We start from the raw sequence: 22,571 nt of genomic DNA, 5'->3' as shown, positions 1-22,571 counted from the left end.
GGTCAGGCGGCGGGGGCGGATCCGGCGGGTGTGGGGTCGGCGGGGTCGCGGGCGTAGCGCAACATGAGCACCCCGTCGGCGGCGGCCAGCACGTGGCGCAGCGGCAGGTGCCGGGGCGGGCTGGCGTCCCCGGCGGTGATCCGGCCCGGGCCGGCGCCGGCGAGCAGCGGCGCCACGGTCAGGCACAGCTCGTCGACCAGGTCGGCGGCGGTGAGCGCGCCGAACAGGTGCGGGCCGCCCTCGCAGAGCAGTTGGTCCAGCCCTCGGCGGCGCAGCTCCGCCAGGCCCACGGCCAAGTCGACCCGGCCGCTGCCGTCGACCCGGTCGGTGCTGGTGACCGGGCCGGTGCCACAGCGGACCAGGTCGGCGACGTCGGTGAGGCCGGGCGGCGGTACGGCGTCGGCGTGGGTGAGCACGATCGGCCGGACCGGGGCGTCGGCGAATGCAGCCTGGGCCGGGTCGAGGTCGAGTGAGCCGGAGACGACCACGAGCGTCGGGAACTCGGCCAGCCCGCGTTCGCGGCGCCAGGCCCGGCGTTCCGGGCTCAGCCGGACCGCCCGGTAGCCCTCGTGGCGCAGCGTGCCGGCGGCCACCACGAGAGCGTCGCAGAGCATCCGCAGCAGCCCGAAGACCCGCTTGTCCGGCTCGCCGGAGAGCCCGGCCGAGTAGCCGTCCAGAGTGACCGCCCCGTCGGCGCTGGCGACGAAGTTGACCCGCAGGTGCGGGCGGGCCGACCGGCCGTAGAGCGCGGTGAGTTCCGGATCGGTCAGCGCGCCGGTGACGGGTGCGGGCCAGATCCGTTCGATCGGGGTTCCGACGCTCATTCGCCGGCCGGACCGGTGACCGGAGGGGTGGGTTCGGGGGTACGGTGCTGGCAGTCGCACCACTTCCGGCCAGGACAGTCGTCGTGCCGCCGTTCCCGGCAGGCTCGGCAGATCATGCAGGCAGCCTATGCCGAGGAAGGATGGGACGTCGTGTCGCGTCAGATCTTCCAGCTCATGGTGTCGCTGGCCGGGGTCCGGCCGCGGGTGTGGCGGCGGGTGCTGGTGCCCGGCGGCTACACGCTGGACCGGCTGCACCGGGTGATCCAGCACGCGATGGGCTGGCGCGACTGCCACCTGCACTCGTTCGACGTGGACGGCCGGCAGTACGGCGAACCCGACCCGGACGGCGAGCTGGCGCTGCGCGACGAGCTGGACGTCCGGCTGGACACGGTAGTGGGCAAGGGCGACCGGTTCCGCTACACCTACGACTTCGGGGACTGGTGGGAGCACGACCTGGTGGTCGAGGACTGCTGCGCCGCCGACCCGGACGAGCGTTACCCGGTCTGCCTGGACGGGGAGCGGGCCTGCCCGCCGGAGGACGTGGGCGGCCCGGCCGGGTACGCGGTCCTGCTCGCGGCGCTCGCCGACCCGGCGCACCCGGAACACGTGACGATGCGCGAGTGGGCCGGCCCGGCGTTCGATCCGGCCGCGTTCGACGCCGGCCGGGCCACCGTCCTGCTGCGCCGCTGCTGCTGATCGCGCCGTCCGCGCGCCGCTGATCGCGGGCTCCGAGGAGGGGTCGCCAGCGGCGCGGTAACGAAATGGGAACGCTCCCAACGGTCTATTGACACCCCTGTCACCTCCCGGCAACCTCATGGGAGCGCTCCCGAGAGTGGTGCGGATCTCCCTCCTGCCCCGCTCCGGCCCGCGCGCAACGCACCCCCCACCACACAGCAGATATCGCCTCACCACCGAAAGAGGGGTCTCGGATGAGCGTCCCAATCCGTCGTCGGCGGTTCGCGGCCATCGCGCTCGCGTCCGTCGTCGTGCTCGGCACCACCGCCGCCTGCGGCGACGACTCGGACAGCGGCGACAGCGGCAGCGGCGACGGCCCGATCACGCTGGTCGTCGACGTCTTCGGCGACCAGGGCTTCGGCTACGAAGAGCTGTACAAGCAGTACGAAGCGGAGCACACGAACGTCAAGATCCAGGAGCGGGGCAAGGGTCTCGGCCTCGGTGACTACAACACCCGTCTGACCCAGCAGATCACCGCGGGCTCGGGCGCCGGTGACGTGGTGGCCCTGGAAGAGGGCACCATCGTCCAGTTCTACGCCCAGGCCGACAAGTTCGTGAACCTCGCCGACCACGGCGCGAACGACCTCAAGGGCAACTTCCTGCCGTGGAAGTGGGAGCAGGGCACCACCCCCGACGGCAAGGTGCTGGGCCTCGGCACCGACGTCGGCTCGATGGCGCTGTGCTACCGCAGCGACCTGTTCAAGGCCGCCGGGCTGCCCACCGACCGCGAGCAGGTCGGCGCGCTCTGGCCGACCTGGGACGAGTTCATCGCCACCGGCCAGAAGTTCGCCGCCGCCGACAAGAAGCACAAGTTCGTCGACTCGGCGACCAACTTCTACAACGTGGTGCTGATGCAGGTCGCGGGCCAGGGCAGCGGCTACACGTACTACGACAAGAGCAACAAGATGGTCATCGACCAGAACCCGGACGTGAAGACGGCGTACGACCTCACCACCAAGATGATCGCCGCCGGGCTGTCCAACAACCTCCAGTCGTTCTCCAACGAGTGGAACGCCGGCTTCAAGAACGGCACCTTCGCCACCATCGCCTGCCCCGCCTGGATGACCGGTGTCATCAAGGGCCAGGCCGGTGACGCGGCGGCCGGCAAGTGGGACATCGCCAAGGCGCCGGGCGCCGGTGGCAACTGGGGCGGTTCCTTCCTGGGCGTGCCGAAGTCGAGCAAGCACCAGAAGGAGGCCGCGGAGCTGGCCAAGTTCCTGACCAGCGCCAAGGGGCAGATCGGCGCGTACAAGGCGGTCGGCAACCTGCCGTCGAACCCGCAGGCGCTCACCGACCCGGCCGTCGCCGACTCGACCAACGACTACTTCAGCAAGGCCCCGGTCGGCAAGATCTTCGCCGCCGGCGCGACCGAGCTGAAGCCGGTCTACCTCGGCCCGAAGAACAACGCGGTCCGCACCGCCGTGGAGAACACGCTGCGCGCCGTGGAGCAGGGCAAGTCGGCCGGCGAGCAGTGGCAGGCGGCCCTGAAGAACGGTGCGGCCGCCGGTAAGTGACCGGTTGAGCCGCCCGCGGGTGGCGTCGGCAGCCCATGCTGCCGGCGCCACCCGCGGTGCCCGCAGAGTCCGGCGTCGCCCGTGTGGCGGGTGACGCCGGCCGAGGAGAAGGACTCCCCATGAGCCTCGACCTGCACGCCGCGGCGCCGCCCGAGCCCGGCGCGCCGCGCTCCGCACGTCACACACGCCGCCGCGCCGCCTCGATGACCCGGCTGGACCTGAAGTACTCGCCCTACCTGTACGTCCTGCCGTTCTTCGTGATCTTCGCCGTGTTCGGCGTGTACCCGATTGCGTACACGGTCTGGATCGCGCTGACCGACCGGTCGCCGCTGAACCCGACGATCTCCTTCGTCGGGATGGACAACTTCGTCGAACTGATCACCGAGGACCCGCAGTTCTGGAACGCGGTGGTCAACACGTTCGGCATGTTCGCGCTCTCCACAGTGCCCCAGTTGTTGCTGGCGCTGATGCTCGCCAACGCGCTGAACCGGAAGCTGCGCGCGCAGACGTTCTTCCGGATGGCCATCGCGATGCCGATCATCACCTCGACCGCCGTGGTCGCGCTGATCTTCTCGATGCTCTACGCCAAGGACTTCGGCCTTGTCAACTGGCTGCTCGACAGCATCGGCCTGGACCCGATCGACTGGCGGGCGAACCGCTTCGCCTCATGGTTCGCCATCTCCACCATGGTCGACTGGCGGTGGGTCGGCTACAACGCGCTGATCTACCTCGCCGCCATGCAGTCGATCAGCAAGGACATGTACGAGGCCGCGGCGCTGGACGGCGCCTCCCGGCGGCGGCAGTTCTGGTCGATCACGGTCCCGCAGCTGCGCCCCACGATCATCTTCACGCTGATCATCTCCACCATCGGCGGCCTTCAGCTGTTCACCGAGCCCCTGCTGTTCACCAGCGGCTCGGGCGGTCTCTCCGGTGGTTCGGAGGGGCAGTTCCAGACCATCACGATGTACCTGCTCGACGTGATGAACCAGCGCTTCCGGTGGGGGTACGCCGGAGCGGTCGCGCTCGTGCTCTTTGTGCTCATCGCGTTGATGTCGGCGATCAACTACCTGCTCGCCCGCCGCATCAGCTCCGACAAGTGAGGTGACGAGATGACGACCACCGCGGTCCGCCCGCCCACCCGGCACAGCGCGCCGGTGAAGACCACCCACCGGGCCGAGCGGCTCTGGAAGGCCAGCCCGCTCACCATGATCGGCCTGATCTTCGGCGTGCTGCTCTCCCTGTTCCCGTTCTACTGGATGATCGTGATCGCCAGCCGGACGAACGACGCGGCCAACTCCTGGCCGCCGCCGTTCCTGCCCGGCGGCAAGCTCGGCGAGAACATCGAGCGGGTGCTCGCCAACAGCGACGCCAACATCCTCAAGGGCCTGATGAACTCGTTCCTGGTCGCCGGGACGATCACCGTCGCGACGGTGTTCTTCGGCTCGCTGGCCGGCTTCGCGTTCGCCAAGCTGCGCTTCCGGGGCAAGAACGCGCTGCTGCTGATCATCCTCACCTCGATGATGGTGCCGATCCAGCTCGGCGTGCTGCCGCTGTACATCCTGATGGCCAAGCTCGACTGGCTGAACACCATGCCGTCGGTGACCGTTCCGTTCCTGATCGGCGGCTTCGGCATCTTCATGATGCGCCAGTACGCCGAGCAGGCGGTACCGAACGAGTTGATCGAGGCGGCCCGGGTGGACGGCTGTTCCACCTGGCGGGTGTACTGGCACGTGGTGGCGCCCGCGCTGCGTCCGGCCGCCGCGGTGCTGGGTCTGCTGACCTTCATGGAGCAGTGGAACCAGTTCTTCTGGCCGTTCGTGGTGCTGGCGGACCCGTCCAACCCGACCGTCCAGATCTCGCTGCGCAGCCTCAACACCGCCTACTTCGCCGACAACTCGCAGATCTTCGCCGGTACGTTGATCGCGACCCTGCCCCTGTTCGTCGTGTTCGTTCTGTTCGGCCGCCAGATCATCGGCGGCATCATGGAAGGCGCCGTCAAGTCGTGAGCAATCCAGCAAGCCCGCCCGCCGTCGGTCTCCTCGACGCCGGTCCGGCCCTGACCTTCCCGCCGGACTTCCTCTGGGGCGCGGCCACCGCCGCGTACCAGATCGAGGGCGCGGCGGCGGAGGGTGGCCGTGCGCCGTCGATCTGGGACACCTTCAGCCACACCGAGGGGCGGACGGTGGCCGGGCACACCGGCGACGTGGCGTGCGACCACTACCACCGGATGCCGGACGACGTGCGGTTGATGGCCGACCTGGGGCTGCGGTCGTACCGCTTCTCGGTGAGCTGGCCGCGGGTGCAGCCGGGCGGCACGGGCGGCGTCAACCAGGAGGGCATGGACTTCTACCGCCGCCTGATCGACGAGCTGCTCGGCCACGGCATCGAGCCCTGGCTGACGCTCTACCACTGGGACCTGCCGCAGCCGCTGGAGGACGCGGGCGGCTGGCCGGCACGGGACACCGCCGGCCGGTTCGCCGAGTACGCGCATCTGGTCGCCGACGCGCTCGGCGACCGCGTGAAGTACTTCACCACGCTGAACGAGCCGTGGTGCTCGGCGTTCCTCGGCTACGGCTCCGGCGTGCACGCGCCGGGCCGCCGCGACGGCGCGGACGCGCTGCGGGCCGGGCACCACCTGATGCTCGGTCACGGCCTGGCCGTGCAGGCGGTCCGCGCGGTCCGCCCGGACGCGCAGCTCGGGATCACCGTCAACCTGTACCCGGTCACCCCGGCGACCGACTCGGCGGCGGACGCCGACGCGGCCCGCCGGATCGACGCGCTGGCGAACCGGTTCTTCCTCGACCCGGTGCTGCGCGGGGCGTACCCGGCGGACCTGGTCGCCGACGTGCGCCAGATCACCGACATGGGGCACGTGCGCGACGGTGACCTGGCGACCATCGCCACGCCGCTGGACATGGTCGGGATCAACTACTACAGCCGGCACGTGGTCGCCGCGCCGGTCGAGGGCGCGGAACCGGAGCCCTACTGGCGGGCGCCGTCCTGCTGGCCGGGCAGCGAGGACGTCCGGTTCGTCACCCGGGGTGTCCCGGTGACGGACATGGACTGGGAGATCGACGCCCCGGGCCTGGTGGAGACGCTGGAGCGGGTCCACCGGGAGTACACCGACCTGCCGCTCTACGTCACCGAGAACGGCTCGGCGTTCGTCGACGAGCTGGTCGACGGCCGGGTGGACGACCCGGACCGGCTGGCCTACTTCGCCGCGCACCTGCGGGCGGCGCACGCCGCGATCGAGGCCGGCGTGCCGCTCAAGGGCTACTTCGCCTGGTCGCTGATGGACAACTTCGAGTGGGCCTGGGGCTACACGAAGCGGTTCGGCATGGTCTATGTCGACTACGACAGCCAGGCCCGGATCGCGAAGTCCAGCGCCAGGTGGTACGCCGACGTGATCCGACGCAACGGACTGCCCGCACAATAAGCTGGGCCAGCCAGTAACGGGCGGCCCGGCGCCGACGCCTCAATCGGTGCCGGGCCCGCCCGACCGTCGGAGGAGCAACAGACGATGACAACGCAGCGCACCCGCTCGCTCGGGCGTCCGACCCTCGACGCGGTCGCGGCCCGCGCCGGCGTCGGGCGCGGCACTGTCTCCCGCGTGGTCAACGGCTCGCCGCAGGTCAGCCCGGAGGCCCGGGCCGCCGTCCAGCAGGCCATCGCCGAACTGGGGTACGTGCCGAACCGCGCCGCCCGTGCGCTGGTCACCCAGCGGACCGACTCGGTGGCCCTGGTCGTCTCCGAGTCGGGGGAGCGGGTCTTCACCGAGCCGTTCTTCGCGGCCATCGTGCGGGGCGTCAGCTCCGGGCTGGTCGAGACGCCGATGCAGCTCTGGCTGGCCATGGTGCAGTCGCCGATCGAGCGGGAACGGGTCGAGCACCACCTGACCAACCAGCACGTCGACGGCGTGCTCCTGCTCTCGCTGCACGACGCCGACCCGCTGCCCACGCTGCTGGAGGAGCGCGGCCTGCCGACTGTGCTCGGCGGCCGCCCGGCGCGGATGCTGCACCCGAACGCCCAGCCGGCGTGGTTCGTCGACATGGACAACGTCGGCGGCGCGCGGCAGGCGGTGGAGCACCTGTTCCGCCAGGGCCGCCGGCGGGTCGCCACCATCGCCGGCCCGCAGGACATGGGCGCCGGCCTGGCCCGGCTCTCCGGCTACCAGGAGGCCGTCCGGGCGTCCGGCGGCCGGATCGACCCGGGCCTGATCGCGTACGGGGACTTCAGCGAGGGCAGCGGCACCGCCGCGATGCGCCGGCTGCTGGACGTCTGCCCGGAACTGGACGCCGTGTTCGTCGCCTCCGACCTGATGGCGTTCGGCGCGTTGCGCGCGCTGCGCGAGGCGGGCCGCCGGGTGCCGGAGGACGTCGCGGTGATCGGCTTCGACGACGCCCCGATCGCGCGTCAGGCCGAGCCGCCGCTGACCACCGTGTTCCAGCCGGTGGAGGAGATGGGCCGGCAGATGGCCCGGCTGCTGGTCTCCCGCATCCGCGGCGAGGAGGTTCCCTCGCCGCACGTGCTGCTGGACACCGAGCTGATCCACCGCGCCTCCGCCTGACCACGCCCGGCGGGAGCCGGTCAGGAATAGCGGCGCAGCTCCCGGCGGGCCAGCGAGGCGCGGTGCACCTCGTCGGGGCCGTCGGCCAGGCGCAGCGTGCGGGCCGCCGCCCACAGCTCGGCCAGTGGGGTGTCCTGGCTGACCCCGGCTCCGCCGTGCGCCTGGATCGCCTTGTCGATCACCCACTCGGCCATCAGCGGCGTGGCGATCTTGATGGCCTGGATCTCGGTGTGCGCGCCCTTGTTGCCGACGGTGTCCATCAGCCACGCGGTCTTGAGCACCAGCAGGCGGGCCTGCTCGATCCGGACCCGCGACTCGGCGATCCACTCGCGTACCACGCCCTGTTCGGCGAGCGGGCGGCCGAACGCGACCCGGTCGAGCACGCGCCGGCAGAGCAGCTCCAGGGCCCGCTCGGCCATGCCGATCAGGCGCATGCAGTGGTGGATCCGGCCGGGGCCGAGCCGGGCCTGGGCGATGGCGAACCCGGTGCCCTCCTCGCCGACGAGGTTTTCCGCCGGCACCCGTACGTCGGAGAAGTCGATCTCGGCGTGCCCGCCGTGCGGGGCGTCGCTGTAGCCGAAGACGCGCATGCCGCGGCGTACCGTCACGCCGGGGGTGTCCCGGGGCACCAGGATCATGCTCTGCTGGCGGTGCCGGTCGGCGTCCGGGTCGGTCTTGCCCATCACGATGAAGATCTCGCAGCGCGGGTCCATCGCCCCGGACGACCACCACTTGCGGCCGTTGATCACGTAGTGGTCGCCGTCGCGGGTGATCCGGGTGCCGATGTTCGTCGCGTCGGAGGAGGCCACCTCCGGCTCGGTCATGCAGAACGCGGACCGGATCTCCCCGGCGAGCAGCGGCATGAGCCACTGCTTGCGCTGCTCCTCGGAGCCGAACTCGGCGAGCAGCTCCATGTTGCCGGTGTCCGGCGCGGCGCAGTTGAGCGCCTCCGGGGCCAGGTGCGGGCTGTGGCCGGTCAGCTCGGCCAGGGGCGCGTACTGCAGGTTGGTCAGGCCGGCGCCGTAGCGGGCGTCGGGCAGGAACAGGTTCCACAGCCCGCGCTCGCGCGCCTGCGCCTTCAGTTCCGCCATCACCGGCGGGCGGGCCCACGGGTCGCCGGCCGCGAGCACCTGCTCGTGGTGCACCGGCTCGGCCGGGTACACGCACTCGGTGAGGAACGCCTCCAGCCGTTGCCGCAGCTCGACCGTCCGGTCGTCGTACGCGAACTCCATCTAGCTCTCCCTCACCGCGTGCAGCCCGTGTGCCACGAGCGGCGCCACCATGTCGCCGATCCGGTCGAAGCCCTCGCCCAGGGTCTGGCCGAGCGTGTGCCGGTAGTGGATGCCCTCGCAGATCACCGCGAGCTTGAAACAGCCGAGTGCCACGTGCCAGTGCAGCGGGCCGACGTCGACGTCGCTGCGCCCGGCGTACCGCTCGATCAGCTCGGCCCCGGTGGGGAACCCGGCGCGCGGCCCGATGCCGTCGGCCACCGGGTTGCCCTCGCCGTGGTCGCTGTCGCCGAGCACGTCCCAGTACGTCAGCAGCAGCCCGAGGTCGGCCAGCGGGTCGCCGAGCGTGGCCATCTCCCAGTCGAGCACCGCCCGCACCGCCGGCGGGTCGACGGTGGCGAGCAGATTGTCCAGCCGGTAGTCGCCGTGCACGATCCGGCCCGCGTTCGCGCCCTCGGGCACGCTGGCGGCCAGCGCGTCGCGCAGCTCGTCGATGCCGGGCAGCGGCCGGCTGCGGGACCGGTCGAGCTGGCCGGCCCAGCGGCGTACCTGCCGGGCCAGGTAGCCCTCCGGACGGCCGAAGTCGGCCAGCCCGACCTCGGCCGGCTCGACCCGGTGCAGCGTGGCGAGCGCGTCCATCATCGCCATGGCGAGGTCGCGTCGCTGGGCGGCGGTGAGCGTGTCGGTCTGCTCGCGCCGCCGGTAGACCTCGCCGTCGACCTTCGCCATCAGGTAGAACGGCGCGCCGATGACGCTCTCGTCGGCGCAGAGCGCCAGCGCCTCCGGCACCGGTACGCCGGTCGGCGCGAGCGCCGAGATCACCCGGTGCTCCCGGGCCATGTCGTGCGCGGTGGCCAGCACGTGCCCCAGCGGTGGCCGGCGCAGCACCACCTCGCGGTCACCGGCGCGCAGCAGGTAGGTGAGGTTGGACTTGCCGCCGGCGATCAGCCGCGCCGACAGGGGGCCGGTCAGGTCCGGCCGGTGCGCGGCCAGGTAGGTGGCGAGCCGGTCGAGGTCGAGCCCGCGGGGTGCCGAGCCGGCCGAGAGCCGGGCAGCGGCGGCCGGATCGGTCATCCGATTAGTTGATGGCAGCTCAGCTTTGTTGTCAAGGTCGGGGTTTTCCCGGCGGGACATGCCGCTGCAACAGGGGCGAAATGGTCAACCGGCAGGCTGGGCCCCAGCCTGCCGGCCGCTCGGCCGGCCCGCCGAGCGGAGGGGATCAGACATGCTGCTGAGAGTTCGGGTGACCCTGCCGGACCGTCCGGGCACGCTCGGCCAGGTGGCCCGGACACTCGGCGTCTCCGGCGCCGACATCGTGCAGGTGGTGGTCCTGGAACGGCTCGGCGGCCGGGCGGTGGACGACTTCACTGTGGTGTGGCCGGGCGCGGCGCGGGTGGAGCGGATGCTCGCCGGGCTGGCCGCGATCCCCGGCGTGCGGGTGGACGGCGTGTGGCGGGCGATCGGCGCGCCCACCACCACCGGGCAGGACGCGGAACTGCTCGCCCAGGTGGCCGCCAACCCGGCCGACGGGGTGGCCACGCTCGTCGACGCGGCACCCGGGCTGCTCGCCGCCGACTGGGCGGTGGCCGCCGTCGTACCCCTGGACTGGGCCTCGCGCAGCGGCGAGGCGGGCGTCGCCGCGATCGGGCACGCGAGCTGGCGGGCCCCGGCGCCGCCCCGGCTGCCGGAGGTGACCCCGCTGCGGGCGCGGGCCATGACCAGCCCGGAGGGGCACCACTACGCGGTCGCGCCGTTCGGCCGGGCCGGCCTGGTGCTGGTGGTCGCCCGCGACCACAGCGAGCCACTGGCCGCGGCCGGGTTCCACTCCACCGAGGTGGACCGGCTCGCCCAGATCGTCCGCGCCGGCGCGGTGATCCTCGGCGACCGGCTGGACCTGGTCGGCACGCCACCCGTGATCACCGTCACCTGACCGGACGGGCCGCGTCACCCCGGGGCAACGGGCCCGCAACAGGGGCACGGCATGGTCGGTGCCGAGGAAGGGAGACAACCATGGCGCTGTGGCGGATCCGAGCCACCGTGGACGACCGGCCGGGTTACCTGTCGGTGCTCACGGCGAGCCTCGCGTTGCGCGGGGTAAACATCCTCAGCGTGCAGGTGCACACCACCGAGGCCGGCGCGGTCGACGACTTTCCTGGTCGACGCGCCCGAGCAGGTCACCGAGGCGGAGCTGCGGGCCGCCGTGGAGCGCGGCCGGGGCCGGGACTGCTGGGTCGCGCGCAGCGAGGCGCGCGGGCTGGCCGACGAGCCGACCCGGGTGCTCGGGCTCGCCGGACGGCTGGCCCGTGACCCGGAGGCGACCGGCGCGGCGCTGCGCACGCTGCTCGGCGCCGACACCGTGACCTGGCGTCCGACGCCGGCCACCGCGCCGGGCGGGGTGGGCGGCACGACCATGGCGCTCGCGGACCCGGCCGGCGGGGCGTACGAGCTGTGCCGCCGGGAGCCGAGCTTCACCCCGGCCGAGTACGCCCGGGCGCAGGCAGTGGTCGAGCTGGCGGCGATGCTGGCCCGCCGGGACACCGAACGGGTCACGCTGGTGCTGCCCGACGGCGGGGAGGTGTCGGTGCGCGCGGCGACGGCCGAGGACGTGCCCGGCGTACGCGAGCTGCACGCGGCCTGCTCGCCGCGCAGCCGGCAGCGGCGTTACCTGAGCGGGCGGCCGACCCGGCGCCGGCGCGGCTGCGCCGGCTGCTGGAGCCGGTCCGGGGTGTGACCCTGCTCGCGACGGCGGGCTCCGGCGGGGCGGCGGAGCCGGTCGTGGCGATGGCGAACCTGCTCGGTGAGGGCGACGAGGCCGAGGCGGCGCTGTTGGTGCGCGACGACTGGCAGCGCCGGGGCCTGGGCTCGGCGCTGCTGCGCCGCCTGCTCGGCCACGCCGACCGGGCCGGTTACGCCGCGGTGCTGCTGCACGTGCAGGCCGAGAACACCCCGATGCTGCGGACGCTGCGCCGCCTGGACCGGCCGGTGGCGTTGGAACGCGACGGCGCGGTGCTGACCGCGACGCTTCCGCTGGTTCCCGCGCCGTCGACGGGCGAGCCGGCGTCCGGCGGTGACGCGGTGACCGGCGCACCGGCGGTGGCCGGTAGCGGCGCGCGGGCCGGCGCGGTCGTGCCGGCGCAGCGGCCGGGATGAGCTGACGGCCGTCCGGCCGGACCCCGGAGGTGAGCCGCAACGGCGCGGCACGCCCGAGGGGTCCGGCCGGAGGGCCGCAACCGGCGCGTTCGCGCGCCACCCGGACCGACCTCCGATGCGGGGGACGGTGACACGGCGGGGCCCCCGATGCGGGGGCCCCGTCCGTGTTCGCGGGGATCAGGTGGCGGGGTAGCTGCTGTAGTCGGGGAAGTTGCCGTAGAGCCGGCCGTCTCCGCCCACCGTCACCGCCTGCACCAGCAGGTCGCCGCCGACGAACGCGCCCTTCCAGGAGGCGCCCCGGCCGCCGAAGGGCTCGTCCCGGTCGCCCCGGGAGCGGGGCTTGTTGATGCCCACCTTGAACGCCTGCAGGTCCACCGCCAGCTTGCCGGCCAGCTCCTCGTCGTCGCAGGCCAGCGACGCCACGAGCGCGCCGTTGGAGGCGTTCATCGCGGCCAGCAGCTCGTCGGTGGTGTCCACCACCACGATGGTGTCCACCGGGCCGAACGGCTCGGCGTGCATCAGCCGGGACCGGCCGGGCGGGGCCAGCAGCACGGCGGGCGCGACGTACGCGGACGTGTCCTGCCCGTCGAGGAACGGTGCGCCGTCGAGCTTGCCCCGGTGCAGCGGTACGGCGCCGCCGCGTACCGCCTCCTCGACCTTGCGGCGCAGCTCCTCGGCCTTGGCGGCGCTGATCAGCGGACCGAAGTCCAGCTCCGGCAGCGGGTCGCCGGCCCGCCACGTCTCGTCGACCGCGAGCGGGTGGCCGAAGCGGATCGAGCGGACCACGGGCAGGTACATGTCGAGGAACTCGTCGACGAGGTCGCGCTGGACCACGAACCGGGGGTACGCGGTGCAGCGCTGCTTGCCGTACTCGAAGCCCTTGCGCAGGTGCGCGGCGAGCGAGTCCCACTGGGAGAAGTTCCAGATGCCCCAGGCGTTGAGGCCCTCCTGCTCGATGAAGTGCCGCTTGTCGCAGTCGAGCAGCGCGGCGGCGACCTTGCCGCCGTTGGAGCGCCCGCCGACGAACGCCACCGCGCCGATCTCCGGCGCGCGGACGAGCACCTCGGACAGTTCCTCGCCGCTGCCGGACAGCAGGGTGGCGGGCAGTCCGGCGCGGCGCATCAGCGCGTGGGCGACGGTGAGGCAGACCGCGCCGCCCTGGGACGGCGTCTTGGCGATCACCGCGTTGCCGGCCAGCAACTGCACCAGCTCGGCGTGCACCAGCACGCTCATCGGGTAGTTCCAGGAGGCGATGTTGCTGACCGGGCCGGGCAGCGGCTCCCGGCCGTCGGCGAGCATCCGCTCGATCTCGTCCACGTACCAGCGCACGCCGTCGAGCGCCCGGTCCACGTCGGCGCAGGCCAGCCGCCACGGCTTGCCGATCTCCCAGACCAGCAGCAGGGCGAGCAGGTCGCGGTGCCCGGTGAGCGCGTCCAGCGCGTCGGTGACGCGGGCGACGCGCTCGGCCAGCGGGGTCTGCGCCCACTCCCGGTGCGCCGCCGCGGCGTGGGCGACCGCGCCGCGCGCGGCCTCGGCGTCGAGCCGGGCCAGGTGGATGAGGACGGTGTTGTCGACAGGGGTACGGACCGGCGCCGGTGTGCCGAGCGCGCGCCACTGCCCCTGGACGAGATTGTGGAGCGTGGGCACGCCGTCGGAGGTGGTGTCGAAGGCCTCGGGGGTGGCGGCCACCGCCCGGGCGAGCGTGTCGGACCAGGAGGTGCCCTCGGCGAGTCGTAGAGCCATCGCGATCTCCTCAGTGTCGTCCGGGGAGCGGCGGCGTCGATGGCACCGCAGGTGAGGCGTACTGTCGCGCGGTGCCGAGCGGGCGGGCAACCGTACGCTCGTATGCCAGGACGGCGGCGGCCCGGACGGGGTCGTCCGCGGCGCGTTCGTCGTCACCGCGATGCCGCTGAGCTGGGAACGAGTCGGCTCGATATCGAGCTGCATCGATGGTGTGATTCAGCTCCCGTTTGTTACCCGTCGGTACGGCGAGCGGGCCCCGCCGACGGTGGCCTTCCCAACATGTTGCCCGCGCATTACATTGTCGCTTATCCATGGGAGCGCTCCCGAGGCTCCTGCGGTCACCCCACCACCACTGCCTCGCGGCAGCCGGAGCCCCGAGTGCCGTCCCCGCTCCGGCTGCCGCGCGGCGCCAGCCACAGGAGCTCGCCATGCCCCGTCCGATACCGCCGCCCGGAGGCCGGTCGCGGCTGCGCCGGTTGCTCGCCGCCGGCGCCGCGCTGGCCGTCGGCCTGGCCACGGCCGTCGCCGCCGCGCCGCCCGCGTCGGCCGTCGAGGTGCCCGCCGCGCAGGCCGCGGCCACGTTCAACTACGCCGAGGCGTTGCAGAAGTCGCTGTTCTTCTACGAGGCGCAGCAGTCCGGCCCCAAGCCCTCGTGGAACCGCGTCTCCTGGCGCGGCGACTCGGCGCTCACCGACGGCGCCGACGTCGGCGTCGACCTCACCGGCGGCTGGTACGACGCCGGTGACCACGTGAAGTTCGGCTTCCCGATGGCGTTCAGCGCCACCATGCTGGCCTGGGGCGCGGTCGAGTACCGCGACGGCTACGTCGCCTCCGGGCAGCTCACCCACCTGCTGAACAACCTGCGCTTCGTCAACGACTACTTCGTCAAGGCGCACCCCGCGCCGAACGTCCTGTACGGACAGGTCGGCAAGGGCGACGACGACCACAAGTGGTGGGGCCCGGCCGAGGTGATGCCGATGGCGCGGCCCGCGTACAAGATCGACGCGAGCTGCGGCGGCGCGGACCTGGCGGGGGAGACGGCGGCCGCGATGGCCGCCTCGTCCATGGTGTTCCGCCCCACCGACGCGACCTACGCGGACAAGCTGCTCGGCCACGCCAAGCAGCTCTACACGTTCGCCGACACGGTGCGGAAGAGCTACCACGAGTGCATCACCGACGCGACGAGCTTCTACAAGTCGTGGAGCGGCTACCAGGACGAGCTGGTCTGGGGCGCGATCTGGCTGTACCGGGCCACCGGCGACGCCACCTACCTGGCCAAGGCCGAGAGCGAGTACGACAAGCTCGGCACCGAGCCGCAGTCCACCACCCGCTCCTACAAGTGGACCATCGCCTGGGACAACAAGCAGTTCGGCGCGTACGTGCTGCTGGCCAACCTGACCGGCAAGCAGAAGTACGCCGACGACGCCAACCGGTGGCTGGACTACTGGACGGTGGGCGTCAACGGGCAGCGGGTGCCGTACTCGCCCGGCGGGATGGCGGTGCTCGACTCCTGGGGCGCGCTGCGGTACGCCTCGAACACCGCGTTCGCCGCGCTGGTCTACAGCGACAAGACCACCGACACCACGCGCAAGGCGCGCTACCACGACTTCGCGGTCCGGCAGATCAACTACGCGCTCGGCGACAACCCGCGCAACTCCAGCTACCAGATCGGCTTCGGCACGAACTCGCCGCGCAACCCGCACCACCGCACCGCGCACGGCTCCTGGTGGGACAGCCAGACCGTGCCCACCGAGACCCGGCACGTGCTCTACGGCGCGCTGGTCGGCGGCCCGTCATCGGCAAACGACGCGTACACCGACAGCCGGTCCGACTACGTGATGAACGAGGTGGCCACCGACTACAACGCCGGCTTCACCTCCGCGCTGGCCCGGCTCGCCAACGAGTACGGCGGCAGCCCGCGCGCCGGGTTCCCGTCCGCCGAGACGCCCGACATGGACGAGATGACCGTGGAGACCACAGTCATGCAGGCCGAGCCGCGCGCCACCGGACTGAAGGCGATCATCTACAACAAGTCGGCGTTCCCGGCCCGGGCGCTGACCACCGGAAAGTTCCGGTACTTCTTCCGGCCCGACGGCACCGGACCGGTCACCGTCACCCCCGGCTACACCCAGGGCTGCCCGTCGCCGTCGACGGCGAAGCAGTTCTCCGGCGACATCTGGTACGTCGAGGTCGACTGCACCGGCTACACCATCGCGCCCGCCGGGCAGTCCCAGCACCGGATGGAGGTGCAGTTCAAGATCGGCGTGCCGGAGGGCGGCACCTGGGACCCGACCAACGACCCGTCGTACCAGGCCACCGCCGGGCCCAACCGCAAGGTGCCGCTCTACTCCGGCGGCGTACGGGTCTGGGGCGAGGAGCCCGGCCCGGTCACCCCGGACACCACCGCGCCCACAGTGCCCGGCACCCCTGTCGCGTCCGCCGTCACGTCGAGCGGGCTCACGCTGACCTGGGCCGCGTCCACCGACACCGGTGGCAGCGGGCTGGCCGGGTACGAGGTGACCCGTACCTCGGCCGGCGCCGACCCGGTCGTCACCGCCTCGACCGGCACCACCCTCACCGTGACCGGGTTGGCACCCGAGCGGACGTACCAGTTCACCGTGCGGGCGCTCGACGGCGCCGGCAACCGATCCGCGTCGTCGGCTGCGGTCAGCGTCACCACGCCGGCCGGCCCGGCGCCCGACACCACAGCGCCGACCGCGCCGGGCACCCCCACCGCCTCCGCGATCGGCCCGACCGGACTGACCCTGACCTGGGGTCCGTCCACCGACGCGGTGGGCGTCACCGGTTACCGCGTCTACCGGGGCGGGAACGTCCTGGTCGGCTCGTCCACCGGCACCACGCTGGCGGTGACCGGGCTGACCGCCTCCACCACGTACACCTTCACGGTGGTGGCGGTGGACGCGGCCGGGAACGTCTCACCGGCCTCGCCCGGCGTCACGGTGACCACCACCGCGCCGCCGGCCGGCGGCACCTGCGCGGTGACCTGGACGGCGAACTCCTGGGACACCGGGTTCACCGCGAACATCACCGTCGCCAACACCGGCACCACGGCGATCAACGGCTGGACGCTGGCGTTCACGTTCGGCAACGCCGGGCAGAAGGTCGGGCAGGCCTGGTCGGCGAACGTGACCCAGACGGGCGCGGCGGTGACCGCGACGAACCTGTCGTACAACGGGACGCTGGCGCCCGGGGCGTCGACGAGCTTCGGTTTCAACGGCACCCACACCGGCTCGAACCCGAGGCCGGCGACCTTCACGCTCAACGGGACCGCCTGCACGGTCGCCTGACCGTCGACGTGGCGTGGCCGGTGCCGCACCCCGCGTGACCGGCCACGCCGCACCCGGCCCCGCGCGGCCAAAAACGTTCCGAAACTTTTCCGAAACACCATTGTCCCCACCGATGCGTGGTGGAAGCATCGACAAAGCTCGATACCCCAACCGAAACGTCCAGTCGTCCCGCCCCGACGGCCTGGGTGTTGGCCAGTAAGGAGGCCAAGATGGCAATGAGCCCATCCGCTCATCGCGGCGGGAGTCGGCGACGGCGATCACCAGCCGTCCGAGCGCTGCTCGCCGGCGCGGTCAGCGCCGTGACGGTGGCCGCCGTCGCGGTGATGATGCCGGCGGCGAACGCCGCCGCGAGCACGCTGGGCGCGGCCGCCGCGCAGTCGGGCCGCTACTTCGGCACCGCCATCGCGGCGGGCCGGCTCGGCGACTCGACGTACAGCACGATCGCGGCGCGTGAGTTCAACATGATCACGGCCGAGAACGAGATGAAGCCGGACGCGACGCAGCCCCAGCGCGGCCAGTTCAACTTCAACTCGGGCGACCAGATCTACAACTGGGCGACCCAGCGGGGCCTGAAGGTCCGTGGCCACACGCTGGCGTGGCACGCGCAGCAGCCGGGCTGGATGCAGAGCCTGAACGGCAGCAACCTGCGTCAGGCGATGATCGACCACATCAACGGCGTGATGGCCCACTACAAGGGCAAGCTGGCCGCGTGGGACGTGGTGAACGAGGCGTTCAACGAGGACGGCAGCCGCCGCAGCTCCAACCTCCAGGGCACCGGCAACGACTGGATCGAGGTCGCGTTCCGCACCGCTCGCGCGGCCGACCCGTCGACGAAGCTGTGCTACAACGACTACAACATCGAGAACTGGTCGTACGGCAAGACGCAGGGCGTCTACAACATGATCCGGGACTTCAAGTCCCGGGGTGTGCCGATCGACTGCGTCGGTCTGCAGACCCACTTCACCGGCGGCAGCTCGCTGCCGGGCAACTTCCAGACCACGCTGCAGAACTTCGCCGCGCTGGGTGTGGACGTGGCGCTGACCGAGGTCGACGTCACCAACTCCTCGACCAGCCAGTACGCCGGTCTGACGCAGGCGTGCATCAACGTGCCGCGCTGCATCGGCATCACCGTGTGGGGCGTGCGTGACAGCGACTCGTGGCGCTCGAACGAGAGCCCGCTGCTGTTCGACGGCGGAGGCAACAAGAAGGCCGCGTACAACTCGGTCCTCAACGCGCTCAACGCGGCCGCCCCGACCTCCGGGCCGACCACGACCCCGACCACGACCCCGACCACGGCACCGCCGCCGAGCGGCGGCGCCGGCCGGATCGTCGGCGTGCAGTCGGGCCGGTGCATCGACGTGCCGAACGCCACCCAGACGAACGGCACCCGGGTCCAGCTCTACGACTGCAACGGTCAGTCGAACCAGCAGTGGACGTACACCTCCAGCAAGCAGCTGATGGTCTACGGCACCAAGTGCCTCGACGCGAACGGCGCAGCCACCGCCAACGGCACCGGAATCATCATCTGGGACTGCAACGGCCAGTCCAACCAGCAGTGGAACATCAACTCCAACGGCACCATCAGCGGCGTGCAGTCCGGTCGCTGCCTGGACGTCTGGGGCACCGGCAACGGCCAGCAGATCCAGCTGTACGACTGCCACGGACAGACCAACCAGCAGTGGCGGACCGACTTCGGTGGCGGCACCTCGCCGTCCCCGACCACGACGCCGCCGACCACGACGCCCCCGCCGGGCGGCTGCTCGCTCCCGTCGACCTACCGGTGGTCGTCGACCGGCGCGCTGGCGAACCCGCAGAACGGCTGGGTCTCGCTCAAGGACTTCACGAACGTCGTCCACAACGGCAAGCACCTGGTCTACGGGTCGTACGTCAACAGCAGCGGCCAGTACAGCTCGATGAACTTCACCCCGTTCACCAACTGGTCCGACATGGCCTCGGCCGGCCAGAACGGGATGAGCCAGGGCACCGTGGCGCCCACGCTGCTGTACTTCGCGCCGAAGAACATCTGGGTGCTGGCGTACCAGTGGGGACCGACCTCGTTCAGCTACAAGACGTCGAGCGACCCGACCAACGCCAACGGCTGGTCCTCGGCGCAGACGCTGTCCACCGCCACCCTGCCGGACGCCCCGTACGGCGTCATCGACCAGACCCTGATCGGTGACGACCAGAACATGTACCTGTTCTTCGCCGGGGACAACGGCAAGATCTACCGGTCGAGCATGCCGCTCGGGAACTTCCCGGGCAGCTTCGGCTCGAGCTACACGACGATCATGTCGGACTCGACGAACAACCTGTTCGAGGGCGTCGAGGTCTACAAGGTGGCGGGCCAGAACCAGTACCTGATGATCGTCGAGGCGATCGGAAGCCAGGGACGCTACTTCCGGTCGTTCACGTCCAACAGCCTGAGCGGCTCGTGGACCCCGCAGGCCGCCACCGAGAGCAACCCGTTCGCCGGCAAGGCCAACAGCGGCGCGACGTGGACCAACGACATCAGCCACGGTGACCTGGTCCGCAACAACCCCGACCAGACCAAGACCATCGACCCCTGCAACCTGCAGTTCCTGTACCAGGGCAAGAACCCCAGTGCGGGAGGCGACTACAACCTGCTGCCGTGGCGGCCGGGAGTGCTGACCCTCCAGCGCTGACCGTCACACAGTCACCGGAAGACGTGCCCGGCACCCGCGTGGTGCCGGGCACGCCCGTTCCGGTGGGCCGGCCCGGCCGGCGGGCGGACGACGGCGACCCGGGGCAAGCTGGGGCGGTGGAGCGCGAGCTGCTGACCGTCGGACACGGGGCCGCCCGCCGCGACCAGCTCGCAGACCTGCTGGCCGGCGCGGAGGTCACCCTGGTCGTGGACGTGCGCCGCTACCCGGCCAGCCGGACCAACCCCGACGTCCGCCGCGAGGCCATGGAACGCTGGCTGCCCGAACGGGGCATCGGCTACCGCTGGGAGCCGCGCCTCGGCGGCCGCCGGCACGTCCGCGCCGGCGAGCCGGAACCGGACACCTGGTGGACGGTCGCGGCCTTCCGGGCGTACGCCGCGTACACCCGCACGCCCGACTTCGACGCCGCGATGGACGAGGTGCTGGCCGACGCCGCGCTGCGCAGAACCGCGGTGATGTGCAGCGAGAGCGTCTGGTGGCGCTGCCACCGGCGGCTGATCGCCGACGTCGCCGTGCTCGGCCGCGGCGTGCCGGTGTCGCACCTCATGCCGGACGGCAGGCTCAGCCCGCACCGGCCCGCCGAGGGCGCCCGCCGCCTGCCCGGCGGGCACCTGCTCTGGGCCGGCTGACTCAGCCCGCCAGATCCTCGGCGAGCAGATCCATCAGCAGCGCGTCGTGCCAGCGCCCGTCCGCCCCGCGCTCGTAGCGGCGCATGATGCCCACCGGACGGAACCCCACCTTCGCGTACGCGCGGATCGCCGCCGTGTTCGCCGCCGCCGGGTCGATCGTGAACCGGTGGTGGCCGTACTCGTCGATCAGGTGCCGGACCAGCGTGCGGATCGCGTCGCCGCCCAGCCCGGAGCCGCGTACCGCCGGGTCGAGGAAGACATCCAGGCTGGCGTGGCGGTAGTCCGGGTCGGTCTCGGCGTACCACTGGATCGCCCCGACCAGCCGGCCGTCGTGCTCGACCGCGTAGATCGTCACCGCGTCGTCGGCCAGGTCGGCCCGGACCGACTCGGCCAGGTCGTCCCCGCCGCGCCACCAGCGGCGCACCTCAGGGGTGGCCCGGATCGCGGCCAGCGCGGGCACGTCGGCGTCGGTCACCGGCCGCAACGTCACCGCCCGCCCGCGCAGCACGCCTCAGCCCCGCCGCTCGCCGTGCTCGACGCAGACCGCCGACCACCCGGCCGGTACGACCTGCACCTTCATCCGCCGACGGCAGGACGCGCACCAGCGCGGCGGCTCCCACGCCCGGGCCGCCTCGCACGCCGGATGCCGCCCGGCCGCCACCGACTCGCCGCACCTGTCGCACCACAGCGCCGCGGGCGCGGCCGGGGCGGGGGAAAGATCGGTCACCGCTGCCTCACAGGGTCGCCGAGAGCGCCTTCACCGGCATCTTCAGGTCTTCCAGCAGCTTCAGGTCGGCGTTGGCCGGGCGACCCAGCGTGGTCAGGTAGTTGCCGACGATCACCGCGTTGATGCCGCCCAGCAGACCGTCGCGGGTGCCCAGGTCACCGAGGGTCAGCTCGCGGCCGCCCCGCGTACCGCAGGATGGTGCGCGGCATGACCAGCCGGAACGCGGCGATGCGCGCAGCGCGTCCTTGCCCTCCACCACCGGACGGTCACCGAGCGGCGTGCCCGGCCGCGGGTTGAGGAAGTTCAGCGGCACCTCGTGCGGGTCCAGCTCGGCGAGCTGCGCGGCGAACTCGGCCCGCTGCTCGACCGTCTCGCCGAGGCCGAGGATGCCGCCGCAGCAGACCTCCATGCCCGACTCGCGGACCATCCGCAGCGTCTCCCAGCGCTCCTCCCACGAGTGCGTGGTGACCACGTTCGGGAAGTAGGAGCGGCAGGTCTCCAGGTTGTGGTTGTAGCGGTGCACGCCCATCTCGACCAGCTCGTCGACCTGCTCCTGGGTGAGCATGCCGAGCGACGCGGCGACCTGGATGTCGACAGCGGCGCGGATGGCCGCGACGCCCTCACGCATCTGCTTCATCAGCCGGGCGTCCGGACCGCGCACGGCGGCCACGATGCAGAACTCGGTCGCCCCGGTCGCGGCGGTCTGCTTCGCGGCCTCGACCAGCGCCGGGATGTCCAGCCAGACCGACCGGACCGGCGAGGTGAACAGGCCGGACTGCGAGCAGAAGTGGCAGTCCTCCGGGCAGCCGCCGGTCTTCAGCGAGACGATGCCCTCGACCTCGACCTCCGGACCGCACCAGCGCATCCGGACCTCGTGCGCGAGCTGGAGGGCGGCGGGCAGGTGTTCGTCGGGAAGGTTCAGCACCGCGAGGACACCGGCCTCGTCGAGGCCGACACCGTTGCCCAGCACCCGCTCCCGGGCCTGGTCGAGGATCTCTGGCATGGCTCGTAACCTAACAGGCCACCGAGGGGCCGGGAAACCGCCGCCAGCAGCCCCGGCGAGCCGGGACCGCGCCACGCCGGAGCCCTCGGGACGGGTGGTAACTTCGCCCCGCGGAAGCGCCCGGCGGGGCGGTGGTCGGCGGGAGGGGACGGCACGGTGGCGGACTGGCTGGCGGCCCTGGACCGCCGCGCCGAGCTGCGGGCCCGGGCGGGACTCACCCGTACGCTGCGTCCCCGGGCCGCCGACGACGCGGTGGTCGACCTGGCCGGCAACGACTACCTCGGCCTGGCCACCCACCCGCAGGTCACCGCCGCCGCCGCGGAGGCCCTGTCCGCGTACGGGCTGGGCGCCACCGGGTCACGCCTGGTGGCGGCTCCACCGACGCCCACCACGCGCTGGAGGACGACCTGGCCGACTGGCTCGGCGTCGACCGGGCGCCGTTTTCTCCTCCGGCTACCTGG

General features: G+C 72.2%; 17 protein-coding genes and 2 pseudogenes. 12 read left to right on the top strand and 7 right to left on the bottom strand.

Annotation, left to right across the window (positions count from 1 at the left end; all coding sequences use genetic code 11):
- Window positions 1-2: 2 nt before the first annotated feature.
- The gene (locus MCBG_RS11805; RefSeq protein WP_043325612.1) at window positions 3-824 is read right to left on the bottom strand and encodes a pyrimidine reductase family protein; all 822 of its coding nucleotides are present in this window, start codon (window positions 822-824) and stop codon (window positions 3-5) included.
- A gap of 150 nt (window positions 825-974) precedes the next feature.
- Here MCBG_RS11805 and MCBG_RS11800 point away from each other — a divergent pair, with 150 nt between their 5' ends.
- The 6 genes from MCBG_RS11800 (at window position 975) to MCBG_RS11775 (ending at window position 7,640) form a co-directional block, all read left to right on the top strand.
- The gene (locus MCBG_RS11800; protein ID WP_043325609.1) at window positions 975-1,520 is read left to right on the top strand and encodes a plasmid pRiA4b ORF-3 family protein; all 546 of its coding nucleotides are present in this window, start codon (window positions 975-977) and stop codon (window positions 1,518-1,520) included.
- Window positions 1,521-1,753: 233 nt separating this feature from the next.
- Window positions 1,754-3,073 (top strand): ABC transporter substrate-binding protein, encoded by a 1,320-nt coding sequence (locus tag MCBG_RS11795; protein ID WP_043325608.1) that lies wholly within the window; start codon window positions 1,754-1,756, stop codon window positions 3,071-3,073.
- Window positions 3,074-3,192: 119 nt separating this feature from the next.
- The gene (locus MCBG_RS11790; protein WP_043325606.1) at window positions 3,193-4,173 is read left to right on the top strand and encodes a carbohydrate ABC transporter permease; all 981 of its coding nucleotides are present in this window, start codon (window positions 3,193-3,195) and stop codon (window positions 4,171-4,173) included.
- A gap of 105 nt (window positions 4,174-4,278) precedes the next feature.
- On the top strand, window positions 4,279-5,079 hold the full coding sequence (locus tag MCBG_RS11785) for a carbohydrate ABC transporter permease (RefSeq protein WP_197494916.1): 801 nt from the start codon (window positions 4,279-4,281) through the stop codon (window positions 5,077-5,079).
- Window positions 5,076-6,509 carry a GH1 family beta-glucosidase gene (locus tag MCBG_RS11780; RefSeq protein ID WP_043325603.1) on the top strand — a complete coding sequence of 478 codons (1,434 nt, stop codon included), beginning with the start codon at window positions 5,076-5,078 and terminating at the stop codon, window positions 6,507-6,509. Before MCBG_RS11785 ends, MCBG_RS11780 begins: the two co-directional genes overlap by 4 nt.
- Before the next feature lie 84 nt (window positions 6,510-6,593).
- On the top strand, window positions 6,594-7,640 hold the full coding sequence (locus MCBG_RS11775; RefSeq protein ID WP_043325601.1) for a LacI family DNA-binding transcriptional regulator: 1,047 nt from the start codon (window positions 6,594-6,596) through the stop codon (window positions 7,638-7,640).
- Window positions 7,641-7,660: 20 nt separating this feature from the next.
- Here the strand turns inward: MCBG_RS11775 and MCBG_RS11770 are convergent, their stop codons facing one another.
- Window positions 7,661-8,872, bottom strand: coding sequence for an acyl-CoA dehydrogenase family protein (locus MCBG_RS11770; protein WP_043325599.1), 1,212 nt, complete (start codon window positions 8,870-8,872; stop codon window positions 7,661-7,663).
- Window positions 8,873-9,943 carry a phosphotransferase family protein gene (locus MCBG_RS11765; RefSeq protein ID WP_043325597.1) on the bottom strand — a complete coding sequence of 357 codons (1,071 nt, stop codon included), beginning with the start codon at window positions 9,941-9,943 and terminating at the stop codon, window positions 8,873-8,875. It abuts the gene before it with no gap.
- Between the two features lie 151 nt (window positions 9,944-10,094).
- Here MCBG_RS11765 and MCBG_RS11760 point away from each other — a divergent pair, with 151 nt between their 5' ends.
- Window positions 10,095-10,799 carry an ACT domain-containing protein gene (locus tag MCBG_RS11760; protein WP_043325595.1) on the top strand — a complete coding sequence of 235 codons (705 nt, stop codon included), beginning with the start codon at window positions 10,095-10,097 and terminating at the stop codon, window positions 10,797-10,799.
- Between the two features lie 588 nt (window positions 10,800-11,387).
- A pseudogene (locus MCBG_RS35170) lies at window positions 11,388-12,019 on the top strand (N-acetyltransferase family protein).
- A 177-nt stretch (window positions 12,020-12,196) separates the two neighbouring features.
- Here the strand turns inward: MCBG_RS35170 and MCBG_RS11750 are convergent.
- A complete protein-coding gene (locus MCBG_RS11750; RefSeq protein ID WP_043325594.1) occupies window positions 12,197-13,762 on the bottom strand; it encodes an aldehyde dehydrogenase family protein in 1,566 nt (521 codons plus the stop codon).
- A gap of 428 nt (window positions 13,763-14,190) precedes the next feature.
- Between MCBG_RS11750 and MCBG_RS11745 the strand changes: the two genes are divergently transcribed.
- The 3 genes from MCBG_RS11745 (at window position 14,191) to MCBG_RS11735 (ending at window position 20,380) form a co-directional block, all read left to right on the top strand.
- Window positions 14,191-17,070 (top strand): glycoside hydrolase family 9 protein, encoded by a 2,880-nt coding sequence (locus MCBG_RS11745; protein WP_043325592.1) that lies wholly within the window; start codon window positions 14,191-14,193, stop codon window positions 17,068-17,070.
- A 209-nt stretch (window positions 17,071-17,279) separates the two neighbouring features.
- A complete protein-coding gene (locus MCBG_RS11740; RefSeq protein WP_043325590.1) occupies window positions 17,280-19,733 on the top strand; it encodes a non-reducing end alpha-L-arabinofuranosidase family hydrolase in 2,454 nt (817 codons plus the stop codon).
- Window positions 19,734-19,756: 23 nt separating this feature from the next.
- Window positions 19,757-20,380 (top strand): DUF488 domain-containing protein, encoded by a 624-nt coding sequence (locus tag MCBG_RS11735; protein WP_084789506.1) that lies wholly within the window; start codon window positions 19,757-19,759, stop codon window positions 20,378-20,380.
- Window position 20,381: 1 nt separating this feature from the next.
- On the opposite strand, the gene MCBG_RS11730 is transcribed toward MCBG_RS11735, so the two are convergent.
- From MCBG_RS11730 to bioB, 3 genes are read right to left on the bottom strand one after another with little or no spacing between them, the layout of a single operon-like run.
- The gene (locus tag MCBG_RS11730; RefSeq protein WP_043325589.1) at window positions 20,382-20,888 is read right to left on the bottom strand and encodes a GNAT family N-acetyltransferase; all 507 of its coding nucleotides are present in this window, start codon (window positions 20,886-20,888) and stop codon (window positions 20,382-20,384) included.
- 3 nt (window positions 20,889-20,891) lie between these two features.
- On the bottom strand, window positions 20,892-21,107 hold the full coding sequence (locus tag MCBG_RS31735; protein ID WP_084789503.1) for a biotin synthase auxiliary protein BsaP: 216 nt from the start codon (window positions 21,105-21,107) through the stop codon (window positions 20,892-20,894).
- Window positions 21,108-21,114: 7 nt separating this feature from the next.
- On the bottom strand, window positions 21,115-22,110 hold the full coding sequence (bioB, locus tag MCBG_RS11725; protein WP_223201191.1) for a biotin synthase BioB: 996 nt from the start codon (window positions 22,108-22,110) through the stop codon (window positions 21,115-21,117).
- A gap of 156 nt (window positions 22,111-22,266) precedes the next feature.
- On the opposite strand from bioB, the pseudogene MCBG_RS11720 reads away from it, so the two are divergent.
- A pseudogene (locus tag MCBG_RS11720) lies at window positions 22,267-22,571 on the top strand (aminotransferase class I/II-fold pyridoxal phosphate-dependent enzyme); the annotation flags it as partial.

The sequence above is a fragment of the Micromonospora sp. M42 genome, from assembly GCF_000568915.1.
GTDB classification, from domain to species: domain Bacteria; phylum Actinomycetota; class Actinomycetes; order Mycobacteriales; family Micromonosporaceae; genus Micromonospora; species Micromonospora chalcea.
Note: the sequence above shows the minus strand (reverse complement) of the source record. Positions and strands in the feature narration are given on the sequence as shown.